This window comes from Pseudoalteromonas marina, assembly GCF_000238335.3.
Taxonomy (GTDB): Bacteria; Pseudomonadota; Gammaproteobacteria; order Enterobacterales; family Alteromonadaceae; genus Pseudoalteromonas; species Pseudoalteromonas marina.
This window is the reverse complement of record NZ_AHCB03000005.1, coordinates 277,473-299,688: the sequence shown is the minus strand read 5'-3', so window position 1 is coordinate 299,688 and position 22,216 is coordinate 277,473. Positions and strand designations below refer to the sequence as shown.

The 22,216-nt window shown below is 40.6% G+C and carries 20 protein-coding genes; 5 read left to right on the top strand and 15 right to left on the bottom strand.

What is annotated here, in order from left to right; genetic code table 11:
• From PMAN_RS01440 to mraZ, 12 genes are read right to left on the bottom strand one after another with little or no spacing between them, the layout of a single operon-like run.
• Positions 1-921, bottom strand: coding sequence for a D-alanine--D-alanine ligase (locus tag PMAN_RS01440; protein ID WP_010555686.1), 921 nt, complete (start codon positions 919-921; stop codon positions 1-3).
• Entirely contained in the window at positions 918-2,369 is a 1,452-nt protein-coding gene (murC, locus tag PMAN_RS01435) for a UDP-N-acetylmuramate--L-alanine ligase (RefSeq protein WP_008126805.1), read from the bottom strand. Before murC ends, PMAN_RS01440 begins: the two co-directional genes overlap by 4 nt.
• Complete coding sequence (gene murG, locus PMAN_RS01430) at positions 2,370-3,446, bottom strand: undecaprenyldiphospho-muramoylpentapeptide beta-N-acetylglucosaminyltransferase (RefSeq protein ID WP_010555685.1); 1,077 nt, start codon at positions 3,444-3,446, stop codon at positions 2,370-2,372.
• Positions 3,443-4,618 carry a cell division protein FtsW gene (gene ftsW / locus PMAN_RS01425; protein WP_006792144.1) on the bottom strand — a complete coding sequence of 392 codons (1,176 nt, stop codon included), beginning with the start codon at positions 4,616-4,618 and terminating at the stop codon, positions 3,443-3,445. The genes murG and ftsW overlap by 4 nt, the downstream gene beginning before the upstream one ends.
• Entirely contained in the window at positions 4,615-5,949 is a 1,335-nt protein-coding gene (gene murD / locus PMAN_RS01420) for a UDP-N-acetylmuramoyl-L-alanine--D-glutamate ligase (protein WP_010555684.1), read from the bottom strand. Before murD ends, ftsW begins: the two co-directional genes overlap by 4 nt.
• Positions 5,950-7,032: a phospho-N-acetylmuramoyl-pentapeptide-transferase gene (gene mraY, locus PMAN_RS01415; protein ID WP_006792142.1), complete on the bottom strand. Its 1,083-nt coding sequence runs from the start codon at positions 7,030-7,032 to the stop codon at positions 5,950-5,952. It lies immediately after the preceding gene.
• The gene (locus tag PMAN_RS01410; protein WP_010555683.1) at positions 7,032-8,414 is read right to left on the bottom strand and encodes a UDP-N-acetylmuramoyl-tripeptide--D-alanyl-D-alanine ligase; all 1,383 of its coding nucleotides are present in this window, start codon (positions 8,412-8,414) and stop codon (positions 7,032-7,034) included. The genes mraY and PMAN_RS01410 overlap by 1 nt, the downstream gene beginning before the upstream one ends.
• Entirely contained in the window at positions 8,411-9,889 is a 1,479-nt protein-coding gene (gene murE, locus PMAN_RS01405; protein WP_010555682.1) for a UDP-N-acetylmuramoyl-L-alanyl-D-glutamate--2,6-diaminopimelate ligase, read from the bottom strand. The genes PMAN_RS01410 and murE overlap by 4 nt, the downstream gene beginning before the upstream one ends.
• Positions 9,882-11,699: a peptidoglycan glycosyltransferase FtsI gene (locus PMAN_RS01400; protein ID WP_008126791.1), complete on the bottom strand. Its 1,818-nt coding sequence runs from the start codon at positions 11,697-11,699 to the stop codon at positions 9,882-9,884. The genes murE and PMAN_RS01400 overlap by 8 nt, the downstream gene beginning before the upstream one ends.
• The gene (gene ftsL / locus PMAN_RS01395; RefSeq protein ID WP_006792138.1) at positions 11,696-12,025 is read right to left on the bottom strand and encodes a cell division protein FtsL; all 330 of its coding nucleotides are present in this window, start codon (positions 12,023-12,025) and stop codon (positions 11,696-11,698) included. The genes PMAN_RS01400 and ftsL overlap by 4 nt, the downstream gene beginning before the upstream one ends.
• Entirely contained in the window at positions 12,022-12,960 is a 939-nt protein-coding gene (gene rsmH, locus PMAN_RS01390; RefSeq protein ID WP_010555681.1) for a 16S rRNA (cytosine(1402)-N(4))-methyltransferase RsmH, read from the bottom strand. Before rsmH ends, ftsL begins: the two co-directional genes overlap by 4 nt.
• A 28-nt stretch (positions 12,961-12,988) precedes the next feature.
• Positions 12,989-13,447, bottom strand: a complete 459-nt coding sequence (gene mraZ, locus PMAN_RS01385; protein ID WP_010555680.1) for a division/cell wall cluster transcriptional repressor MraZ — start codon at positions 13,445-13,447, stop codon at positions 12,989-12,991.
• Positions 13,448-13,945: 498 nt separating this feature from the next.
• On the opposite strand from mraZ, the gene PMAN_RS01380 reads away from it, so the two are divergent.
• Genes PMAN_RS01380 through PMAN_RS01370 form a run of 3 tightly spaced genes read left to right on the top strand, consistent with a single transcriptional unit; the run spans position 13,946 to position 14,990 of the window.
• On the top strand, positions 13,946-14,284 hold the full coding sequence (locus tag PMAN_RS01380; RefSeq protein ID WP_010555679.1) for a hypothetical protein: 339 nt from the start codon (positions 13,946-13,948) through the stop codon (positions 14,282-14,284).
• A 6-nt stretch (positions 14,285-14,290) separates the two neighbouring features.
• A complete protein-coding gene (locus PMAN_RS01375) occupies positions 14,291-14,746 on the top strand; it encodes a hypothetical protein (RefSeq protein WP_006792134.1) in 456 nt (151 codons plus the stop codon).
• Between the two features lies 1 nt (position 14,747).
• Positions 14,748-14,990, top strand: coding sequence for a hypothetical protein (locus tag PMAN_RS01370; RefSeq protein ID WP_010555678.1), 243 nt, complete (start codon positions 14,748-14,750; stop codon positions 14,988-14,990).
• A gap of 8 nt (positions 14,991-14,998) precedes the next feature.
• On the opposite strand, the gene PMAN_RS01365 is transcribed toward PMAN_RS01370, so the two are convergent.
• Together PMAN_RS01365 and PMAN_RS01360 are read right to left on the bottom strand one after the other, a co-directional pair.
• A complete protein-coding gene (locus PMAN_RS01365; protein WP_010555677.1) occupies positions 14,999-15,970 on the bottom strand; it encodes a glutathione S-transferase family protein in 972 nt (323 codons plus the stop codon).
• A 17-nt stretch (positions 15,971-15,987) separates the two neighbouring features.
• Positions 15,988-16,833, bottom strand: coding sequence for a pirin family protein (locus tag PMAN_RS01360; protein ID WP_010555676.1), 846 nt, complete (start codon positions 16,831-16,833; stop codon positions 15,988-15,990).
• A gap of 275 nt (positions 16,834-17,108) precedes the next feature.
• Between PMAN_RS01360 and PMAN_RS01355 the strand changes: the two genes are divergently transcribed.
• Together PMAN_RS01355 and PMAN_RS01350 are read left to right on the top strand one after the other, a co-directional pair.
• Entirely contained in the window at positions 17,109-20,120 is a 3,012-nt protein-coding gene (locus tag PMAN_RS01355; RefSeq protein ID WP_010555675.1) for a bifunctional diguanylate cyclase/phosphodiesterase, read from the top strand.
• Positions 20,121-20,248: 128 nt separating this feature from the next.
• Positions 20,249-21,133 (top strand): LysR family transcriptional regulator, encoded by an 885-nt coding sequence (locus PMAN_RS01350; protein WP_010555674.1) that lies wholly within the window; start codon positions 20,249-20,251, stop codon positions 21,131-21,133.
• 7 nt (positions 21,134-21,140) lie between these two features.
• On the opposite strand, the gene PMAN_RS01345 is transcribed toward PMAN_RS01350, so the two are convergent.
• On the bottom strand, positions 21,141-22,094 hold the full coding sequence (locus tag PMAN_RS01345; RefSeq protein WP_008130339.1) for a YihY/virulence factor BrkB family protein: 954 nt from the start codon (positions 22,092-22,094) through the stop codon (positions 21,141-21,143).
• Positions 22,095-22,216 lie beyond the last annotated feature (122 nt).

The following is a 22,216-nucleotide window of genomic DNA, read 5'->3' as shown; positions in this document are numbered from 1 at the left end:
TTAAAGCGTTTGCTCCAAAATGCGAACAACTAATTGCTCAAAACTTGCCCCATTTGCTTTAGCTGCCATAGGCACTAATGATTTTTCTGTCATTCCGGGTACAGTATTAACCTCTAATAAATAAAAGTTGCCTTGCTCATCTTGCATTGCATCTACGCGGCCCCAACCGCTTGCGCCAACTAAGTCAAACGCTTCTAACGACATAGCCTGTAATTGCTGCGTATCGTGCGCCGATAAATTGGCTGGGCAATGATACTGCGTAGTATTTGATTGATACTTTGCCTGATAATCGTAAAAGCCATTTGGCGTTGTCATTTCAATTACGGGCTGTACCTCATCACCTAAAACAGTCACTGTAAATTCACGACCCGTTATCCACTGCTCAACCAACACTTGGCTATCAAACTTAAATGCATTGATTAATGCATCTTCGAGTTCTTGCGCAGTAGTTGCTTGTGCCATACCAATGCTCGACCCTTCATGAGAAGGCTTAACCATCACTTTTTTAAATTCAGCCATGATAGCGTGTGCATCAAAACCTTTTTTAGCATCCACAACGGCATAAGGTGCGGTGCTTAAACCGGCTGATTTAAACAAGTGCTTACAACGAATTTTATCCATTGCAAGCGCTGAACCCAGTACGTTACTGCCGGTGTAAGGTAAGTTCATAAACTCTAATGCACCTTGAACAGTTCCGTCCTCACCACCTCGGCCATGTAGTGCAATAAAAACACGATCTACATTTAACTCTTTGAGTTCCCACAACGACCGATTTTGAGGATCGAATGCAATCGCATCTACACCGCAATTTTGTAATGCATTAAAAACAGCCTGACCCGACTTTAATGACACTTCACGCTCTGCTGAGTTACCACCAAGCATTACCGCTACTTTACCAAATTGTGCATTTACTTGGGTCATACTTCACCTTGTTTTAATTTTTCTATCGACATGCCTGTTGCTGCTAACGTTTTTACTAACTGACCTATATTACCCGCACCTTGGGTCAATACTAAGTCATTATTTTGCAAATTATCTGCTAATACACCCGCAAGCTCTTTACTTGATGCTACATGCAATGGCTCTTTGCCACGTTGACGAAGGCTTCGGCATAAACTTTTACTATCAGCGCCCACTATAGGCTCTTCGCCTGCGCCATAAACATCTAATAATAAAAGCTGATCTACATCGGCAAGTACTTTTACAAAGTCTTCATATAAATCACGAGTACGACTATAACGATGCGGCTGATAAATCATTACTAAGCGTTTATCGGGCCACCCCTCGCGTACTGCTGCAATAGTGGCTGCAACCTCTGAAGGGTGATGACCGTAATCATCCACTAACATTATATTGCCGCGTTCGTTTTCAAATTCGCCGTAGTGTTGAAAACGACGGCCAATACCTTCAAACTTTTGTAATGCTTCTAAAATTGCTTGGTTAGCAATATTTTGATCTTTTGCTACTGCAATTGCTGCTGTCGCATTTAATGCGTTATGTTTACCTGGCATATTTAGCGTTGCCGTTAAACACTCACCTTGTTTATTGGTTACCGTAAACGTACACGTATTAGCTGACTGGCTAAAATCACTCATGCGATAATCAGCCGTTGGCGACTCGCCATATGTAATAATAGGACGCCCAAAACGAGGAATTAGTTCGGCGGCTACCTCAGAGTCGATACATACAACAGCCAGACCATAAAACGGCAGGTTATGTATAAAATCGACATAAGTGTCTTTCATTTTTTCAAGGCTGCCACCGTATGTATCCATGTGATCTTCTTCAATATTAGTGATCACCGATACCATAGGTTGTAAGTGTAAAAACGACGCATCACTCTCATCAGCTTCTGCAATTAAAAAATCGCTTTTACCAACCTTTGCATTACTACCTGCACTATTTAATAAACCACCAATAATAAAGGTTGGATCGAGCCCAGCTTGGGCATAAATGCTGGCAATTAAACTCGTTGTTGTGGTTTTACCGTGTGTACCTGCAATGGCTATACCATGGCGAAAACGCATTAATTCAGCTAGCATTTCAGCACGACGTACAACAGGAATTCTTGCAGCTTTTGCGGCAATTATTTCAGGGTTAGTTTCGTCAATAGCACTTGAAACTACCACCACATTGGCATCTTTTACGTTGTTTTCGTGATGACCAATGAATACTTCTGCACCCGCTTTAATCAAGCGATCTGTCATCGCACTATGCGCAATATCAGACCCTGTAATACGGTAACCTTCAAAAGCGAGCACTTCGGCAATACCGCCCATACCCGCCCCACCAATACCAATAAAGTGGATGGTTTCTATTCGACGCATTGCAGGTCGTATACTTTTGTTTTGTACTGATGCTTCTTTCACTTACGCTCTCTTATTTGATACTTGCTCACAGTGCGCGGCTACGCTTGCTGTGGCATCTAAAATGGCTTGTTTTTTTGCGTTATTAGCCATTTTATTAATTAAACTAGGGTTTACTAAGTAAGGGGTTAATAGCGCAACAATCGATTGCTCATTAAATACACTTTGCTGCATGAGTAACGCTCCATCTGCCTCAACCAAATATTGGGCGTTAGCCGTTTGATGGTCGTCAACTGCATGAGGAAATGGCACAAACACAGCCATTTTTCCCGCTGCTGCAATTTCACTTACCGTTAGCGCACCAGCTCGGCAGATAACAATATCAGCCCAAGCATACGCTGCATCCATGTCATCAATAAATTCCGCAACTTTTACATTATCGCTTTCGAACATGTGCGTTTTGTATGTTTGCTCAACGCTGTTTAAATGTCCTTTACCTGTCTGGTGCCATACATTTATTGCACTAGTTTTGTTAAGCGCTTTAAATGCACTTGGAAGTGTTTGGTTTAGTACCTGAGCCCCTAACGACCCTCCTACAACCAACATATTAACCGGTGTTGAAACGTCACGCGTTGCTATGTCTATTACACTTTGACGAACTGGATTGCCGACAAGTTCAGCTTGTCCTGCATCAAAAGCGCTTGGAAAAGCCGCTAAAACGCGATTAGCAAATCGTGAAAGCCATCGGTTGCTCATTCCAGCAACCGCATTCTGTTCATGAATAACTAACGGAATACCTAAACTTTTTGCAGCAATACCTGTTGGTCCAGTTACGTATCCTCCCATAGCAAGAACAACATCTGGACGTTGATTTTTCAATACCTTACGCGCTTGCAATATTGCATTAATAACCATGAATGGCGCTTTAACAAGGCGTTTTAATCCGTTGCCACGCACGCCTTTTACATTAATAAAATCAATTTCTATATTGTGCTTAGGAACAACGCTTGCTTCCATTCTATCGGGTGTGCCAATCCAAGTAACTTGCCACCCCTGTGCTTTTAAGTAATCAGCAACTGCAATACCTGGAAATATATGCCCGCCAGTTCCACCAGCGACTACAACACACTTTTTACTCATCGTTTACCTCCGCCTGAGGTCGCTTGTTTAGTTGCCATTTTAGTTTCAAAATCAACGCGTAATAATATTCCGGTTGCTATGGTCATAATCATCAAACTAGAACCACCATAAGAAATAAACGGTAATGTAAGACCTTTAGTTGGTAAAATCCCCGCACTTGCCCCTACATTCACCATGGTTTGAAACGCAAACCAAATACCTATTGCAAAGGCAAAGTAGCCTTCGTATTCTTTACCGCACTTTAAGGCTTGCTGGCCAATTAATAGTGCTCTAAATACTAAAGTGGCGAGCACCATTAAAATGCTTACCACGCCAACTAAACCAAGCTCTTCGCCAATAACCGCAAAAATAAAATCATTGTGTGCTTCAGGAAGGTATTGCAACTTTTGCACGCTGTTACCTAACCCTTGGCCAAACCATCCACCTTGGCTGTATGCCATTAATGATTGAACGAGCTGGTACCCTTTCCCGAATGGGTCATCCCAAGGGTCTAAAAAGCCAACAACACGCGCCATACGATAAGGCTCAACAATAATCAACAAAACAACCAAGCCAATGCCGGTTAAAATAAGGACAAAAAACTGCCATAGTTTTGCGCCCGCTAAAAACAATAAGCCAACTGTTGTTACAAACATAACAACTACGGTGCCTAAATCAGGCTGCAACAAAATAAGCAATGCATACACGGCAAACACTGCAATAGGTTTTGCAAAGCCTTTAATGTTCTCTTGTACTTCTTCACGCTTTCGGACCAAGTAACCCGCTATGTAACTAAAAAAGTACAATTTAGCGGCTTCAGCCACCTGAAAACCAATGGGTCCAATTGGGATCCACCGCTTGGCACCATTAACCTCTCGGCCAATAATTAATACAGCAATGAGCAATACCATGCCCAGTATCAATAAGTATGCATTTGAGCGTTTCCACCAATCCATTGGCACACAAACCGTGATCCAAAAAAGTACAAACGCAACGGCCAAAAACATCCCGTGACGAATAGCAATATGATGTGAGTTATCAAAAAGGCGTTCTGCCGTGGGCATAGACGCACTCATCACCATAATAAAGCCAACACCAATTAGCATTAGCATTGAATAAAGCAAAGGCACATCGTAAAGCTGCGGCGAGGGTTTTGGTGTTAATGTGTCTTTTATTTGTGCAAGCGCAATCATATGTTATCCGCCAAAACACACTTAACAAAGTCATCACCACGTTGCATATAGTTGTTATACATATCAATGCTTGCACATGCTGGCGCTAATAAAACTACATTACCCGGCGAACTAAGCTGCTTTGCTAAATTAACCGCCTCACTCATGTTATTTGTTAAATGACTTTTGTTACTCAGAGCCACTAGATGTTTGGCATCTTTACCAAAACAGATCAGCGCTTTTACATGCTTTTGTAAGTAAGGTTTAAGCGGGTTTAAATCAGCGCCTTTTGCATCGCCTCCCGCTATCACAATTAAGTTTTGAGTTTCTGTGGCCAAACTGTCTATGGCTGCTATGGTAGCGCCTACGTTTGTTGCCTTTGAATCGTTAAAGTATTTAACGCCATGTTGCTGAGTAACAAATTGGCAGCGATGAGCCAATCCGCTAAACTCATTTAGTGCCTTTGTATAAGCCTCTTTACTAATATTAAAGGGGCTTAGTAACGCCATAACCGCAAGCGTATTTAAATAATTGTGCTTACCTACAACAGCAAGTGTATCAACAGGTAAAAACGCTTCATTGTTAGCGAAAAAATACGTACTGCTGTTATGCTGCCCTAAACAATATTTACCCTGTTTAGTACCAAAACCAATTTTAGCCGTAGCACTGCTACTGGACGGATGCGTTTGTTTGTCATCTTCATTTACAACAAGACATTGTGTACCGTTGTAAATAGATAGCTTTGAGTCTATATATGCTTGGTAGCTATCGTAACGATCTAAATGATCTTCAGATACATTTAACACCGTGGCACTCACCGATTTTAAGCTTGTTGTGGTATCTAATTGAAAGCTCGAAAGCTCAAGCACATAAACATCAAAGTCGTCATTGAGTAAATCAAGCACTGCGGTACCAATATTGCCGCCAAGTGCCACATTAAAGCCAGCCGCTTTTAACACGTCATAGGCTAAAGTCACTACGGTTGATTTACCATTTGAGCCAGTCACTGCCACTACAGGTTTAGTATTAATGCGCGCAAATAGCTCAACATCACCTATGACTTCAACACCCGAATTAATAGCACTCGCAATGGCAGGCGTTTTAAGGCTTAACCCAGGGCTTACAATAATCATATCACTGCTATTAAGCCCAGCAGCATCTAAGCTGCCAAAGTGTGTATTTAAACTAGGCGCATGACTGCTCAGCCATTCAATCCCTGGGGGATTTGCTCGGCTGTCGACAACCTTTGGCGTTAAACCGTGAGATAGTAAAAAACGCACAATGCCCAGACCGGTTACACCAAGTCCGAGCACTGTTATTTGTTTATTCTTTATCTCGTTTAAATATTGCATTTATCTTATCTTTAATGTCGCAAGGCCTGCGAGAACCAACACAATAGATATAATCCAAAAACGCACAATAACGCGCGGCTCTGGCCAACCTTTTAATTCGTAATGATGGTGAATAGGCGCCATTCTAAAAATTCGTTGCCCTCGTAACTTATACGAGCCCACTTGTAAAATCACCGACAACGCCTCCATTACAAAGACACCGCCCATGATAATCAGTAGAAGTTCTTGACGAACCAGCACTGCAATAATCCCCAGCGCTCCACCTAATGCTAATGAGCCTACATCACCCATGAATACTTGCGCCGGGTAGGTGTTAAACCATAAAAACCCAAGCCCTGCACCAACAATGGCAGTACATACAACCACAAGCTCACTGGCTAATGGCAAATGAGGAATATGTAAATAAGCAGAAAAATTAATATTACCGGTTAAGTAAGCAATTATGGCAAGTGCCGCCGCAACTAAAATAGTCGGTACAATAGCGAGACCATCTAGACCATCAGTCAGGTTTACAGCATTTGATGTTCCAACCAATGCAAAATAGGTAATAACAATGTAAAACAAGCCTAACTGCGGTAAAACATCTTTAAAAAACGGCACAACTAAAGACGTTTCTGCAGCTTGCGTACTTGTAAAGTACAATGCAGTTGCAACCACAAGTGCAATTACTGACTGCCAAAAGTACTTCCATTTCGCTATAAGCCCTTTTGGATCTTTACGGATAACTTTTCGGTAATCATCGATAAAGCCGACAATTCCCAGTGAGCCAATTACAAATAACGTTGCCCACACATACTTATTAGAGAGATCGGCCCACAATAAGGTACTTGTAAAAATTGCCGCTAAAATAAGCAGGCCACCCATAGTTGGCGTACCCGATTTTGATAAGTGTGATTGTGGACCATCATCGCGTACTGTTTGCCCAATTTGCATTTTTTGCAAACCACGAATTAGCTTTGGTCCTAAATACAGAGACATAATGAGCGCAGTTAAAATCCCCAAAATAGCGCGCAGCGTTAAATACGAAAAAACATTAAAACCACTAAAATACTGTGTTAAATACTCAGCCAGCCAAACTAACATTATGATACTCCATTGATGGCTTGTTGCTGGCCATTAACTAAATCGGTTACTAATAATTCCATGCGAGAACTGCGTGATCCTTTCACGACGATGGTCGTTTTTTTATTTACTTGATTAATTGTGGCTTGAATTTGTTGCTGCATCTGGTCACGGTTTGAGAAGTGACGATTCGCAAGCGCAAATACATCGCTTGCACACTTACTCAACACACCTAGCGTAAATAACTCATCGATGCCCTTTTCAAGCGCATATTCGCCAACTTCTTGATGGTATTTACGTGCGTCTTCACCAAGCTCACCCATATCACCCAGCGCTAAAATACGATGCCCTTGCATATCACTCAGTAAGTCAATCGCAGCCTTAACTGATTTAACATTGGCATTGTAAGTATCATCAACCACGGTGAGCATGTCAGACACTTCTATTAAGTTTACGCGCCCTTTTACATCGCCCATCGTCGCCAATGCATGAGCAATATCATCTAAAGTGACATCAAGCTCGCTTGTCAGTGCAGCTGCAATAAGCGCATTGCTGATATTATGTTTGCCTGGTAATGCGAGAGTAACAGGTACCTTTTTTTGTTTTGTACATAACGTAAAGCTTGCACGTGCATTAGCATCTAAGCTTATATCTTCAGCCCAAATATCGAGTTTTTCAGAGGTTGAAAAGCGCTTTATGTTGCGCCCTTCAAGTTTATCTAGCCAATATTGACTAAACTCACTGTCGCAATTAATTATGGCTACGCCATTTTCTTTAAGGCCATCAAAAATTTCGCCTTTTGCTTTGGCCACGCCCATCAAGCTACCAAAACCTTCTAAGTGGGCTGGTGCTACATTACACACTACCGCTACATCAGGTTTAGCCATTGCCGTTGTGTATGCAATTTCACCTAAATGATTTGCACCCAGCTCTATTACTGCAAAACGGTGTTGTGGCTCTAAACGCAACAAGGTTAGCGGTACGCCAATATCGTTATTAAAATTACCTTTGGTTGCCAGCACATCGCCATGCACAGATAAAATAGCCGCGCACATTTCTTTTACGGTGGTTTTACCCACACTGCCCGTAATAGCGATTGTTCTAGGTGCCACTTGCGCCATAACAGCTGTACCAATTGCGCCTAATGCTATACGCGTGTCATTTACTATAAACTGGGCAATATCAACATCGACTTTATGATCGACAATAACGCCTATCGCGCCTTTTTGTTTTGCCTCAGCTATAAATTTATGGCCATCAAAATTTGGCCCTTTAAGTGCTAAAAACACTTCACCTTCGCATACTGTGCGAGTATCTGTATTTATGTTGAGCACTTGCTGATTATCACCCTGATAATCGGTTGTTAACACATTGGCTAACCAATCAAAATCCATCGGGATCATGCTTGAGTCCCTCTATCTGTTTTTATTAATTGTTCTTGTACAAACTGGCGATCGCAAAAGTCGATACGTTCATCGCCTATAATTTGATAGTCTTCGTGGCCTTTTCCCGCAATTAACACTACTTCATTAGAAGCTGCATTATTAATTGCATAACTAATTGCTGACGCTCTATCAGCTTCTAAATGTGCGCTTTGAGGTGCAGCTAAACCTGCAGCTACCTCTGCAATAATCACATTTGGATCTTCTGAGCGTGGGTTATCGCTGGTAATAATCACTTTGTTAGCATTTTTTTCAGCAGCTTGGGCCATTAATACGCGCTTCCCCTTGTCCCTGTCACCACCACAGCCAAATACACAGCTCACGCCACCTGGCACATGTTTTTGCAATGCTTGTAATGCTAAAGCTAATGCTTCTGGCGTATGCGCATAATCAACTACGCAAGTTGGTTTACCAGCAACATTAAATGCTTGCATTCGTCCTGCTACTGGCTGAAGTTGTTGGCAACCTGCAATAAGTTGCTCTAGGGGATAACCTAAACCCAATAACGTGGCTAAAGCAGCTGTTAAGTTATAAAGATTAAATTCACCAAACAGCGGCGATTTTACCTTAATATCACCCCAGCTTGTAGATAATTGCGCCGAAATACCTTCAGCCGAATAATCAACATCTGAAAAGTACACATACTGTGCATTTTTAGGCGCTAAATTTTTTCGTCCGTAGCAAATTAAATTATTAAAATCGTATTTTTCAAGCCACTGCTCTGCTTGGTTGTCATCTTGGTTTAGTACAACAAGCTGTGGGTCAAAATCACGAAATAGCATGAGTTTTGCATCACCATAACTCGCCATATCACCGTGGTAATCTAAGTGATCGCGAGAAAGGTTAGTAAATACAGCAGCTTTAAACTGGCATTGTGCAACACGGTGCTGCACAAGTCCGTGCGACGACACTTCCATTGCCACCAGCTTTTTATCTGCTTGATGTAAGTCGCTCAATATATGTTGTAAATCGACTGCTGAAGGCGTGGTGTTTATAAGCGGCGTTAAATTATCTGGATGGCCAAAACCAAGCGTACCAATAATTGCTGACTGCGTATTACAATACTGCGCTAAATGAGCAATCATAGCCGTGGTAGTCGATTTACCGTTTGTACCAGTTACACCAATTAAATCAAGGCTATGGCTCGGTTTATCGTAAAAACGACTAGCCAGTTCAGCCAACTTTTTATCAAGCTCAGACACTAAATAAAGTGACTCAAAAGCAACATCAAACTCGCACAGTCTGTCGGCAATAACTGCGACAGCACCCTTTTCAATTGCTTTAGCTATAAACTGCCCGCCATCTAGCTCATGGCCTTTTATTGCTACAAATACATCGCCTGGGTTGACGTCTCGGCTATCTAATCGCAAATGACTTACAAGCTGCGATGGTGCATCTATTTCTATGTATTTTAAAATGCTTTTTAAATCACGCATCGTTCTTTTTACCTTTTACGTACGCAACTTCTTCCTTGTCGGGTGCGACGTTTAATATTCTTAATGCGTTAGAAACGATTTCTGCAAATGCAGGGCCTGCAGTGGCACCTCCATAGTACACATCACCGCCAGGTTCATTGATCATTACTACCACAGCTAAACGTGGATTACTTGCTGGTGCAACACCTGCAAAATAACCAACATATTCATCACCGTAACCACCTACTGCGGCTTTTTTAGAAGTACCCGTTTTACCCGCTGCACGGTAACCATCAACTTTAACGTTATGTGCAGTGCCACCACTTTCAAATACGCTTTCCATCATGTTTACTACCGCTTCAACATCTTGCTGTTGAAAAACACGATCCCCTTCTGGAATAGAATCTTGCTTTAGTACAGTGAGCGGTCTGTTGACACCTCCCGCGCCTAACATGGCATAGAAGCGAGCCATTTGCGCAGTACTAACAGCAATATTGTAACCAAATGACAATGCAGCAATTTCGTGATCAGACCAACGACGATTGGGGTAAAATAAACCACTGCTTTCACCTACCATACCCGTGCCTGAGTCAGAGCCGAATCCGACCTTTTGGAATAAACCCACCAGGTAGTCTTTTGGAACCAACTGAGTAACCTTAGTCACCCCCATATTTGACGAATATTTTAGTATTTCTCGTAGTGACATTTCACCATGGTTACGCGTATCTTGGACTAAACTTCCCCCTAAACGCATCCAACCTGGGTAGGTGTCAATTTGTTCATCGGCTTGAATTGCGCCGTAGTCTAGCCCAGCTAAAATGGCCAGTGGCTTAACGGTTGAACCCGGTTCGAACAAATCAGTAATAGCGCGATTTCTGCGTTTATGAGGAGCCGCATCGGTTAGATTATTTGGATTGAAAGACGGGCTATTAACCATTGCTAATACTTCACCGGTTTTAACATCAACCACCATGGCTGAACCCGATGTAGCCTTATAAGATAAAACCGCTGACTTTACAGCTTTATAAGCAATAGCCTGAATACGTTGATCAATACTTAGTTGAATACTTTCGGGCTCTACACGTTCTCGCTCATCTAGCACTTGCACTTCACGGCCTTGGGCGTCTTTTCTGATAGTTCGACGACCTTCTTCACCGGTTAAAGCGTTTTCATAGAGCTTTTCAATACCTTCAATGCCTTTACCATCGATGTTGGTAAAACCAATAATATGCGCGGTCACTTCGCCAGCCGGATAGTAACGCTTAGACTCATCCAATAAATGAATACCAGGAAGACGCAAGCCACCAATATAATCAGCGACTGCAGGGGTTACTTGGCGTTTTAAATAAACAAAACGACGACTCGGATCATTTAAAAGTCGGGAATTAATTTTTGCCTGATCAATACGTAATACATCAGCTAATTCGCGCCAACGTAAATCGTTTTTGTAATACTGTGTGGTGCGTTTGTTTAGTTCTACTGCATTATCTAACAGCGCTTGTTTGTCTTCACCATTTTTTCGCGCTTGCCTAACAACTTTAGATACCAGTGATTTATGTAAAGCTTTAGGGTCAGCATACACACTCACAACGGGTACACTGACCGCGAGCTCTTTGCCATTGCGGTCAAAGATCATTCCACGTTGCACATGAAGTTTTTCGACGCGTACTGTACGTTTGTCACTTTCCGAACGTGCTTTATCAGGTTCAATTACTTGTAAATAAGCGGCACGAGACACAAGCGTCACAAACACCAAAAACACAACCGAACACACCAGCATAAAGCGCCATGTGATTAAGTTGTTAACTGGTTTTTTGCCTCGATTTCTCATTTTACTATAATTACCTGTTCATCCTGACTCGTCGGTCTTTTCATTTTTAATTGCGAGGTTGCCACTTCTTCAATACGCGCATGCTGAGAGTAAAACTCCTCCTCAACTAGTAAGTATCGCCACTCTAAATCAAGCTCATCTCGTTCTTGCAGTAATTTATCTTGTTCAATTAATTGCCCTCGCGCTAAATGCGTAACTTGCACTACGCTAAAGCCAGAAACAAATATCGTAACCAACAAGGCCAAGGTGAGCTTATTAGCACCAAGGCCTTTAATTATTTCGAAAAATAAATTGGGAGGTTGACGATGATTTGCTTTTGTATTCATCCCAACCTCTGAGCAATCCTAAGTACAGAGCTTCGTGAACGCGGATTGCGCGCTACTTCTTCAGTGCTTGGTTTAATAGCTTTACCCACTGCTTTTAACGTCAGGTTTTGATTTATTTGTGCATCGGTTAAAGGCAGACCTCTGGGTAATGCTTCTCCCTTACTCTGTTTTCTAATAAATTGTTTTACTATGCGATCTTCAAGTGAATGAAACGAAATGACCACTAAGCGACCGCCCGGCTTTAATACTTTTACGGCCGATTGCAGCGCCGTTTGTATTTCTTCAAGTTCGCTGTTTATATAAATACGAATAGCCTGAAAAGTGCGCGTTGCGGGGTGTTTAAACTTATCTTTCACTGGTACCGCTTCATCAACTAAATCAGCAAGCTGCTTAGTTGTTGTAATGGGTGTGTGCTCTCGAGTTTCTAAAATTTTATGTGCAATACGCTTACCGAACTTTTCTTCACCCAACTTTTTAATGACGTGGGTGATATCATCTAACTCAGCTTCTGCCAACCACTGAGCAGCACTTCGGCCGCTTGTTGGATCCATGCGCATATCAAGCGGGCCATCTTTCATAAAACTAAAACCGCGCTCAGCATCATCAAGTTGTGGAGATGACACACCAATGTCTAATAAAATGCCATCCACTTTACCAATGAGATCGTTTTGCTCAGCTACATCGTAGAGTTTTGAAAATCGAGTGTGTGCTATAGCAAAGCGGGAGTCATCGGCAAATTTTTCAGCTGACTTTATAGCCTGTGGATCTTGGTCTATTGCCTGTAAGCGTCCTGCATCGCCTAAACGAGCAAGTATTTGACCTGAATGACCGCCTCGTCCAAATGTGCCATCCATATATATGCCGTCTGGCTTAATTGCTAGGGCATCAATGGTTTCGTCCATCAAAACAGATACGTGTTCAAATTGCGCTGTCATTAGCTATTGTTTGCCTTTTTTTGTGCCGTTAAAGTGTAAAGTTATCTAAATCTGAATTAGGCTCAAAATCACCTAGCCTCTCAAGCTCAGTGTCTTGGCGCATTTGTTCGTTCCAACGCGCTTCATCCCAGATTTCAAATTTATTCATTAACCCAACTAGCATTATTTTTTTACCAAGGTCTGCATGCGCACGTAACGACGGCGCTAACAAAATCCGACCATTTTTATCAAGTTGATACTCTGTCGCATTGCCTAACAACATGCGTTGCATTCTACGGGCACGTGGATTCATATTGGAAATTTTAGCTAATCGACTTTCTATTTCTTGCCATTCAGCCAATGGATACAACCACAAGCAGGGCTCATTTAACGCGATGGTACAAATCACTGTTCCCTGATCTTCAGATAGCAGCGATTCTCGGTACTTGGTCGGCACCGCAAAACGTCCTTTATCATCCAAACTCAGTGAACTCGCGCCACGGAACATAATTAGCCTGCTTTAAATTATTTTAATCAGCTATTAATCTATGCTGATCCAGTTTGATCCACTAAAAACCACTTTTTACCACAGTGCTCCAGTTTAGGGCTTGACAAGCCTTTTTGTCAAGTAAGCTGACCTCCTTTAACGAGTCTCTAAGCTAGAAAAAATAAGGGTTCAGGCGAAGCAGTTGAATTACGTGGGAAAAAGTGGAGATACAAACAAAAAAATATTTTCATCCATTTTAATAACTTTTTGTTTACATGGTTTGATTACTGAATAAACAGTGAATAATTACAATTTTTTAGCGGGTTTTACTCACTTTGTAATATTTACTTAGATCGGTGGTAAGAGTTACTGCTTCGTTTTTATTATATGTTAAAAACGACTCAACAAAAAAACATTACAACCCATAAAATCAATTGGTTATATAAATATCACAGTCTGGTTTAATTGTTGCTTCAGTTAATGCACTACTTAAATACTTTTACTCATTAAGGATTGATTATGGCTACTGCTACGACGACTAAACAAAATACGACTACAGATATTAAGTCTGACACTAAAGCACAAACGACTGATGCCCCACTGACAGAAAAAGCAACATCAGCTGCTCACGATGCTGTTGATGCACTGTCTACAAAAGCAGCAACAGCTGAAAGTAGCGTGAGAAAAGGTGCATCTAGTTCTGCTGAGGCACTGAGCGAAAAGCAATTAATTGCTCGCGAAAAGCTGAGTGAGTGCACAGCTAAAACACGTGCCTTCGCATCTGAGAATCCTCTAGCTACAGCAGGAATTGCATTTGCAGCGGGTATGTTAATTACGTCATTATTCCGTCGTAAGTAAAACCTGATGGAAAATTTCCACTCGAGCACAACCAAGGATGGTACAGCGCAAAACCAAACGACTGATCAACAGTACCAAAAGGATGATTGGCAAGATCATATTGCAAAACTCTTAACGTATTCAAAGCAGCTCAAGGATGACTATCACACTCAAGGAAAGATCACCCACCAGCTTGCAAAGGCTGAATGGCGCTTATCGTTAAGATCGCTTGCATTGATCTCTATATTTTTAGGCTGTTTTGCCAGTGGTTTGGTTTTGTTGTGGGCGGGCGTATTAGGTGCGGCAGGTTATGCGATATACGACCTATTTGGTTCTGTGTGGGTAAGTATTGCAACCGTTACACTATTACAGGTCGCATGTTTGTTTTGGCTATGGAAAAGCGTTGCGTACTTAAGCAACAAAATAGGTTTTAGCAAAACCCTTAAAAGCATAAAGCAATTATTAAACTTACAAGGACATTAATATGTTAGTTGATATATTGATTAAAAACCCTGATGCAAACGTAAAAGCACTGACTAAACAAATGGATTTACAAAGCGAGCTTAAGCGACAACACCAAGCCGCGTTTGTATATCGATTAAAGCGTTTTGCAGCCAGTAAAGTAGGCTTAAGCAGCGCATTTATAGCTGGCGTTGCCGTTCAATCAGGTAAAAGTGAAACCAGCCTTATAAGAAAATACGGCTGGCTAATTAGGTTAATTGGTTAGCTGGTTAACTATGCCCTGCCATGTGCTTGCAAATAATTTATTTCTGGTCCTTTTGGTACAATCTGGGTGGGATTAATCATAGTGTGGCTAAAATAGTAATGCCGCTTGATATGATAGAAATCAACCGTATTTGCAACTCCCTCAACTTGGTACAAATCCCTTAAGTATCCACTCAACGAAGGGTAACTCTCAATTGTGCGCAAATTGCATTTAAAATGCCCTACATACACACAATCAAACCTAATTAACGTTGTAAATAAGCGCCAATCTGCTTCCGTAATTTTGTCACCCGCAAGGTAGCGTTTTTTACTCAGTATTTTTTCAACTTTGTCTAGAGCTGTAAACACATCGTCGAATGCTTGTTCGTAAGCGTGCGTTGTCGTTGCAAATCCAGCTCGGTAAACACCGTTATTAATATTTGGATAAACTAACGCATTAAGTTCATCGATTTCACTACGAAGTGATTCAGGGTAGTAATCGTCTTTATTACCTGTTATTTCATTAAACGCACTATTAAACATGCGTATTATATCGGCAGATTCATTACTAACTATCTTGTTTTGTTTTTTGTCCCACAAGACAGGAACAGTTACTCGTCCTGAGTAATTAGAATTATTTTTAGTATAAACTTGGTGTAAGTAATCACTAGCAAATAAGGCATCACCCGTGCTGTGGTTATTTTGATCAAACTCCCAGCCATTAACCAACATGTCGGGGCTTACAACCGATACAGAAATAAGTTCATCAAGCTTTTTTAACGTACGAAAAATAAGTGTGCGGTGCGCCCAAGGGCACGCTAACGAAACATATAAATGATAACGCCCAGCCTCAGCTTTAAACCCCCCTTCGCCAGTTTCACCTGCGCTACCGTCTGACGTGATCCAATTTCTTAATTGCGCTGCCTCACGCTCAAACTTTCCGTCGCTTGAATCTGTGTCATACCATTTATCTTGCCATTGACCATTAACAAGTAATCCCATTATTTGCTCCTCAAAAATTAAATAAGTGTGCCAAATTGACCATTTTGGTAATCACGAACGGCCTGCTGTATTTCGGCTTGTGTTGTCATAACAAATGGCCCCATGTGTGCAATGGGTTGCTTGAGCGGATCTCCCGCTAAAATTAATACACCTGCACCATGTTGCGTTGCTATATCAATATCGCTACCTGGCTCTAAAATTAGTAACTTACCCGCCTTGAATGTTTGATTACCTGGCGTGATAAGGGATCCCGAATGTATGTAAAGCATCACATTTTTTTGTTTTAAAGGAGCAAGCTCTAGCTGCTTACCAGCAGGTAAAGTTACATCGGCTAAAGCGGCATTTGCAGAGAGCTTTTGAATACTTGATGTTAACTCAACTGCTTCAAATTGCCATGAACCAGCAAGGGCAGTTAATGTAACACCATTTTCATTTTTAAAAGTTGGAGCTGGGCTTTGCGTTGTATCTTGATAAATGGGATCGCGCATTTTTTCTTTGCTTGGCATATTGATCCAAATTTGAAAACCATGGAGTCCGTCTTTGGCATCAGGCAGAGGCATTTCGCTGTGGATCACTCCATTGCCTGTACTCATCCATTGCACATCGCCTGCTCTGATCGCTTTTTTATTACCCATTTGATCTTTGTGCTCAAATCCTCCTTTAATAATATATGTAAACGTTTCCATACCTCGGTGCGGATGCGCAGGAAAACCGCCCATATAATCAGCTTCGTTATCTGACTTGAGCTCATCGATCATTAAAAACGGGTCAAGGTATTTACCATCGAATCCAGGGATACGGCTTATATTGACACCGTCACCATCTTGAGTTGCATAAGATGTTAATATTTTTGCTATATTCATTTTTTAAATCACTATCTAAAATGTTATCTATACTTATTAAAGCATTGATAAAACCAAACAACCATGTCTTTATATCGCGCTAACCATTCGCTTTTTTAGAATGATCTGATAGTGAAATATTTTTTCATAACAACTTATAAAATATGGTTTTTTTATATTTTATTGACTACAATCACCATTAAATTTACTCAAAAAAGGGACAGGGTATTTTAACTTCATCGCTCAAAAGTCAATTTTATAGGTTACTAATCATTATTAGTATCCCGGGCATTCTTGTGACATTTTTAGCCCTATGGGCAGAACGTGAGGCTGCGATTGAAAAAAGCGAAGAAAAAGTCGTTAATATTGCTAAGCATTTAACCCACCAACAAACAGCAATGATTGGAGAAACTGAGCAACTCACTCGGTTTTTAGCAAACACAATTGCTGCAGAACCTAACCTTCCGGACACGTGCCCTAGCTATTTTTACCAAATACAAGAGCTCTACACAAACGTTGCCAATATTGGTGTAGTTGATGACAAAGGAAACTTAATTTGTGTAACCAATGGCATAGTAAAAAATGTGTCTATTAGTGATAGGCAATACTTTAAAAATGCCATAGCAAATAAAAGCTTTTCAATTGGGTATTTTCAATACGACAGAAGCATTCAAGCACCCAGTGTTAACTTTGCTCACCCTATTATTGATAAGCAAGAGCAATTAAAGGGCGTTGTTGTTACAGTGATAGCACTTGACTGGTGGAGTGCAGCTTTAGACAAAGCCGAATTCCCAATTGGTTCGAACGCTGTTATTGCTGATTCTAATGGCCTTGTACTGGCAAGTTACCCAAACTCATTGCTACCTTTGGGGGAAAAAATTAACAACAAACACTTTTTACATGGCGATAGCTCATTGGCTATGTTTAAAGACGATAACAACGTCAATCAAATCTTTCACCGAGCAACTATTTATAATGACATTAATAACAATAACTTAGAAATTTACATCACATCGCCCACTGATAAATATATTGTTCGAGCAAATAAACACTTTTTAGAAACTATTATTTTATTTTTTAGCGCTATTTTAATTATTGCTTTTATTGGCCACCGTTTAATTAAAAAAAGTATTTTTTACCCTATTGAAAAACTCTCCCAAGCAACCGACCTATTAGCACAAGGCAATATGCCCGCTAATAAAATTAAACCTAATAGTCCTGAATTATCGGCTTTGTATACCCGCTTTGAAGCCATGGCTGAAACACGTTTGCAAACAGAAGCCGATTTAAAAAACAAACATAACGAGTTGACTGGGTTACTAAATGCCCTCCCCGATATGTACCTTAGGTTCAACAATACGGGTACTATACTTAACGTTAGCGGCACCATTATCCCGCTATTCGCCGCAAGCAGTAAACTGCCTGAAAACTTATTAGACATATTACCAGAAGGTATCACTGAACAAATTTTGAGTGAAGCATCCAACCGCGAAGACGTCATCACTTTTGATTTTAAAATCAGTACAGGTGTGGCGGATCACTATTTTGAGGCGAACATAAATCATCTTGAAAAAAGTGATGAGCTAATACTTGTGCTTCGCGATATCAGCCAACGCAAAGTAAATGAAGACTCGCTTCACTTAGCGTCTCTTGTTTATGGTAACAGTAGCGAAAGCATGGCAATTACAGATGCCAACGGTATTATTTTTGATGTAAACCCTGCCTTTTGTGAAACAACACAATATTCTAAAGACGAAGTGATTGGCCACTCTACCCGCATACTTTCTTCAGGTGAGCACTCAAAAGAGTTTTATGAAAAAATTTGGGCATCAATAAATGCCACTGGTCGCTGGCAAGGCGAAATTATAAACCGTAAAAAAAATGGGGTACTATTTACTGAATGGCTAAATATAGACACTGTTTACGATGAAAATAACAAACCTGCACGCCGAATAGCTATCTTTACTGATTTAACTGAAAAAATACAAGCAAATAAAACCATTTGGCGACAAGCTCACTTCGATCATTTGACCGATTTACCAAATCGATTAGAGCTTAAAATACGACTAAATAAACAGTTTTCTAATTCAAATAATGAAAGCTTTGTAGTGATGCTTTTAGATATTGATCATTTTAAAGATATTAATGATACTTTAGGCCACCACTATGGAGACAACCTATTAAAAGTGGTGTCGCAGCGTATTGTAAATTCAGCTAAAAATGCCGAATTTGTTGCGCGTATTGGTGGTGATGAATTTGTTATTGTTTTTAATCATATTAAAAGTACTCGCCATATAAACCAGATTGCTAGCAATATTTTACAAAGCTTATCGTCTGCGATACATGTTGAAAATGAAGAAGTATTTATAAGTGCCAGCATGGGTATAGCCTGTGCGCCCGAAGATGGTGAAAATACCGAGCAGCTATTAAAAGCAGCCGATCAGGCAATGTATAAGGCTAAAAATAATGGCCGTAATGGCTTTGAATTTTTCTCTCGTGATATGAGAGAGCAAGCACAAGCTCGTATGTTATTACTCAAAGACTTACGCTGTGCAATAGAATATAACCAGTTCGAATTATTTTATCAGCCTATAGTGTCGCTAAACGATTTACATATACACAAGGCTGAAGGCTTAATACGCTGGCAACATCCACAAAAAGGGCTAATAAGCCCTATTGCGTTTATTCCACTTGCTGAAGAAACAAGGCAAATTAATGCCATTGGCCAATTTGTATTTTCCCAAGCAATAGAAACACTCACCGATATAAAAAAATTGACTGATGACGATTTTCAAATAAGTGTAAACGTCTCCCCTGTACAATTATCTACTGCTAATAGTGGTATTGATGATTGGTATGCCATGCTCGATGCCGCTAAAATTTCCCCCTCTTCTATTGTTGCTGAAATAACAGAAGGCTTAATGGTTAACCCTGAGGAACTGACGCAAAAGCGCCTCAAACAAATTGTGAAATCAGGGATGCAACTGGCGCTTGACGATTTTGGTACAGGCTACTCATCGCTTGCCTACTTACAGGAAATGGATACTGACTACTTAAAGATTGATAAACGATTTGTTGATAATATTAAAGCTGATAGCCAAGAACTATCCTTGTGTGAAGCAATTATTGTAATGGCTCACCAGCTTGGTTTAAAAGTAATAGCAGAAGGCATTGAAACACCTTTACAATACCAGCTACTAACTGAGGCTGGTTGTGATTATGGGCAAGGTTACTTATTTTCCAAGCCTTTAAATAAAAGCGACTTTATGGATCTTATTGCTGAGAAAAAAGTAATTCTTTCAAAGTAAACTTACCGTGATTAATGAATTTTGTTAGGGCTGGGTTAAACATAAATTAATCTATTTCTGTTATGCAATTAAAAATGCGTCTATACGGTCAAGTCCAAGAAGCAAATAAATTTCTAACAGGATTTCAAATGGCAAAACCCACATTAGATCAATGGCGGATGTTTAAAGCCGTGGTAGAACATGGTGGTTTTGCTGGCGCCAGTGCCGCGGTATTTAAAAGCCAGTCAACGGTTCATCATGCAGTGCAAAAACTCGAAGCCGCTTTGCAAATAAAACTACTTGAGGTGAAAGGCCGTAAAGCGTTTTTAACGGAAAGTGGAAAACTTATATTACGCCGTGCAGAGTTTTTAATTGAAGAAGCGAATAAAATAGAATCTGTTGCAAATACACTAAGTGAAGGAGTGGAAAGTACATTAAAAATAGCAGTTGATGAAGTATTCCCTCAGCCCATTTTGTATCAAGCACTTGCTAAAACAAGTGAGCTTTATCCATTACTAAAAATCGATTTGATCGAAAGCGTGCTAACCGGCGCCAATGAATTACTTAACAATGCGGTGGTTGATTTAGCTATTTCATCAGTTCCTATTTATGGCATTAGTTGTAGCAAATTGACAGATGTTGAGTTTATTGCCGTAGCGCATAAAAATCACCCACTTAACAAATATGAAGAACAATTAAGCTTTCGAGATTTAAAACAACATCGACAAATTGTAGTGCGCGATTCTGCAACACACACTAACCAAGACGAAGGTTGGTTAGGCGCAGATATGCGCTGGACCGTTAGCCACTTACGTAATTCAATTGATATGGTGAGCCAAAATCTAGGTTACGCGTGGCTTCCGCTTGATCAAGTCACTCATCTTATTAATGATCATACACTCAAGGTACTAAACCTTGAGCAAGGCATTACGCGTCCTCTTAACTTATATTTAATGTGTAACGATGTTGATAGATTAGGCCCTGCAGCACAAGAATTTAAAGATCAACTTACAGCAATAATTGCAGCAGAGTAACGATTGATTAATCGTTTTTGATACCCAGGTGATCAGCAACATACGCGCCGCGTTCACCTAGTTCTTTCTCTGGTCCAATTGTGCTGTCTTTTGCCGTTTGCTGCTCTGTTTCTGCGTTAATAACGGCTCCCATGGTGACGATGTACGCGCTTATATATAACCACATTAGCATGATGACCACCCCACCCAAAGATCCATAAGTTTCGTTATAACTTGAAAAGCGCGATACATAAAATGAAAAGCCAATAGATGCTATAATCCAAAATACGGTTGCAATAGCAGAGCCGAGCGTTATCCAACGCCATTTAGCCGCTTTTCTATGCGGTGCGTAACGGTATAAAAGCACCAATGCAAAGTTAAACGTAAGGGCTAGTATTGGCCACGACACGACCTTAATTAACAAATCAATACTGTCTTTGAGACCTACTAAATTTAGTACTATAGGCAAAATACCTATAATCAACAGCGCAAAAATAGCGACTAAAATAGCACCTACCGAAAACATAAAACGAACAAACTGCGCCCTCAAGAAAGAACGTTTTTCATATTCATGATAACTTATGTTGCAGGCTGTAATTAATGCTTGGCTTCCCTTAGAGCTACTCCAAATAGTGAGTAATAGCGTACCTAACGCCCCTAAAGTTAGCCGTGCCTGAGAGCTTTGCGTGAGTTCTGAAATTTGCGATAAAATCAGTTCACGTGAACTATTTGGTATTAAGGTTGTAAACTGCCTAAGGTGCTCACTGATCTCTGCAGGTGAAGCAAAATAAGCGTATATAGAAACCAAAGCAGCAATAGCTGGGAAAATAGCAAGTAACGCATAAAATGCCACTCCGGCAGAAACCAAAGATAAATTGTCTTTGCTCATGCGCGCAAAAATACGCTTAGCAATATCCCACCAGCCCTTAATTGGAATATGTGCTGGTTGCTCTGCATGTTGACCTCTTTTTGGCTTTTTCATACTTAATCTCACTATAGTTAGTACTTTAATGAAGCAAAATAACTGCCAACTTAAAAAAGGTGTTTGGTATTAAACTTGCTGTTAAAGTAAAAGTAACTAAACACGGAAGAAACCCAATGCCT

Coding starts and splice junctions, on each gene's coding strand:
- PMAN_RS01440 (WP_010555686.1), bottom strand. CDS start 921: ATGACCCAAGTAAATGCACAATTTGGTAAAGTAGCGGTAATGCTTGGT.
- PMAN_RS01380 (WP_010555679.1), top strand. CDS start 13,946: ATGGCTACTGCTACGACGACTAAACAAAATACGACTACAGATATTAAG.
- PMAN_RS01375 (WP_006792134.1), top strand. CDS start 14,291: ATGGAAAATTTCCACTCGAGCACAACCAAGGATGGTACAGCGCAAAAC.
- PMAN_RS01350 (WP_010555674.1), top strand. CDS start 20,249: ATGGCAAAACCCACATTAGATCAATGGCGGATGTTTAAAGCCGTGGTA.
- rsmH (WP_010555681.1), bottom strand. CDS start 12,960: ATGACAGCGCAATTTGAACACGTATCTGTTTTGATGGACGAAACCATT.
- PMAN_RS01365 (WP_010555677.1), bottom strand. CDS start 15,970: ATGGGATTACTTGTTAATGGTCAATGGCAAGATAAATGGTATGACACA.
- PMAN_RS01370 (WP_010555678.1), top strand. CDS start 14,748: ATGTTAGTTGATATATTGATTAAAAACCCTGATGCAAACGTAAAAGCA.
- murE (WP_010555682.1), bottom strand. CDS start 9,889: ATGCGTGATTTAAAAAGCATTTTAAAATACATAGAAATAGATGCACCA.
- PMAN_RS01360 (WP_010555676.1), bottom strand. CDS start 16,833: ATGAATATAGCAAAAATATTAACATCTTATGCAACTCAAGATGGTGAC.
- PMAN_RS01400 (WP_008126791.1), bottom strand. CDS start 11,699: ATGAGAAATCGAGGCAAAAAACCAGTTAACAACTTAATCACATGGCGC.
- PMAN_RS01410 (WP_010555683.1), bottom strand. CDS start 8,414: ATGATCCCGATGGATTTTGATTGGTTAGCCAATGTGTTAACAACCGAT.
- murD (WP_010555684.1), bottom strand. CDS start 5,949: ATGCAATATTTAAACGAGATAAAGAATAAACAAATAACAGTGCTCGGA.
- mraZ (WP_010555680.1), bottom strand. CDS start 13,447: ATGTTCCGTGGCGCGAGTTCACTGAGTTTGGATGATAAAGGACGTTTT.
- ftsL (WP_006792138.1), bottom strand. CDS start 12,025: ATGAATACAAAAGCAAATCATCGTCAACCTCCCAATTTATTTTTCGAA.
- PMAN_RS01345 (WP_008130339.1), bottom strand. CDS start 22,094: ATGAAAAAGCCAAAAAGAGGTCAACATGCAGAGCAACCAGCACATATT.
- mraY (WP_006792142.1), bottom strand. CDS start 7,032: ATGTTAGTTTGGCTGGCTGAGTATTTAACACAGTATTTTAGTGGTTTT.
- murG (WP_010555685.1), bottom strand. CDS start 3,446: ATGAGTAAAAAGTGTGTTGTAGTCGCTGGTGGAACTGGCGGGCATATA.
- ftsW (WP_006792144.1), bottom strand. CDS start 4,618: ATGATTGCGCTTGCACAAATAAAAGACACATTAACACCAAAACCCTCG.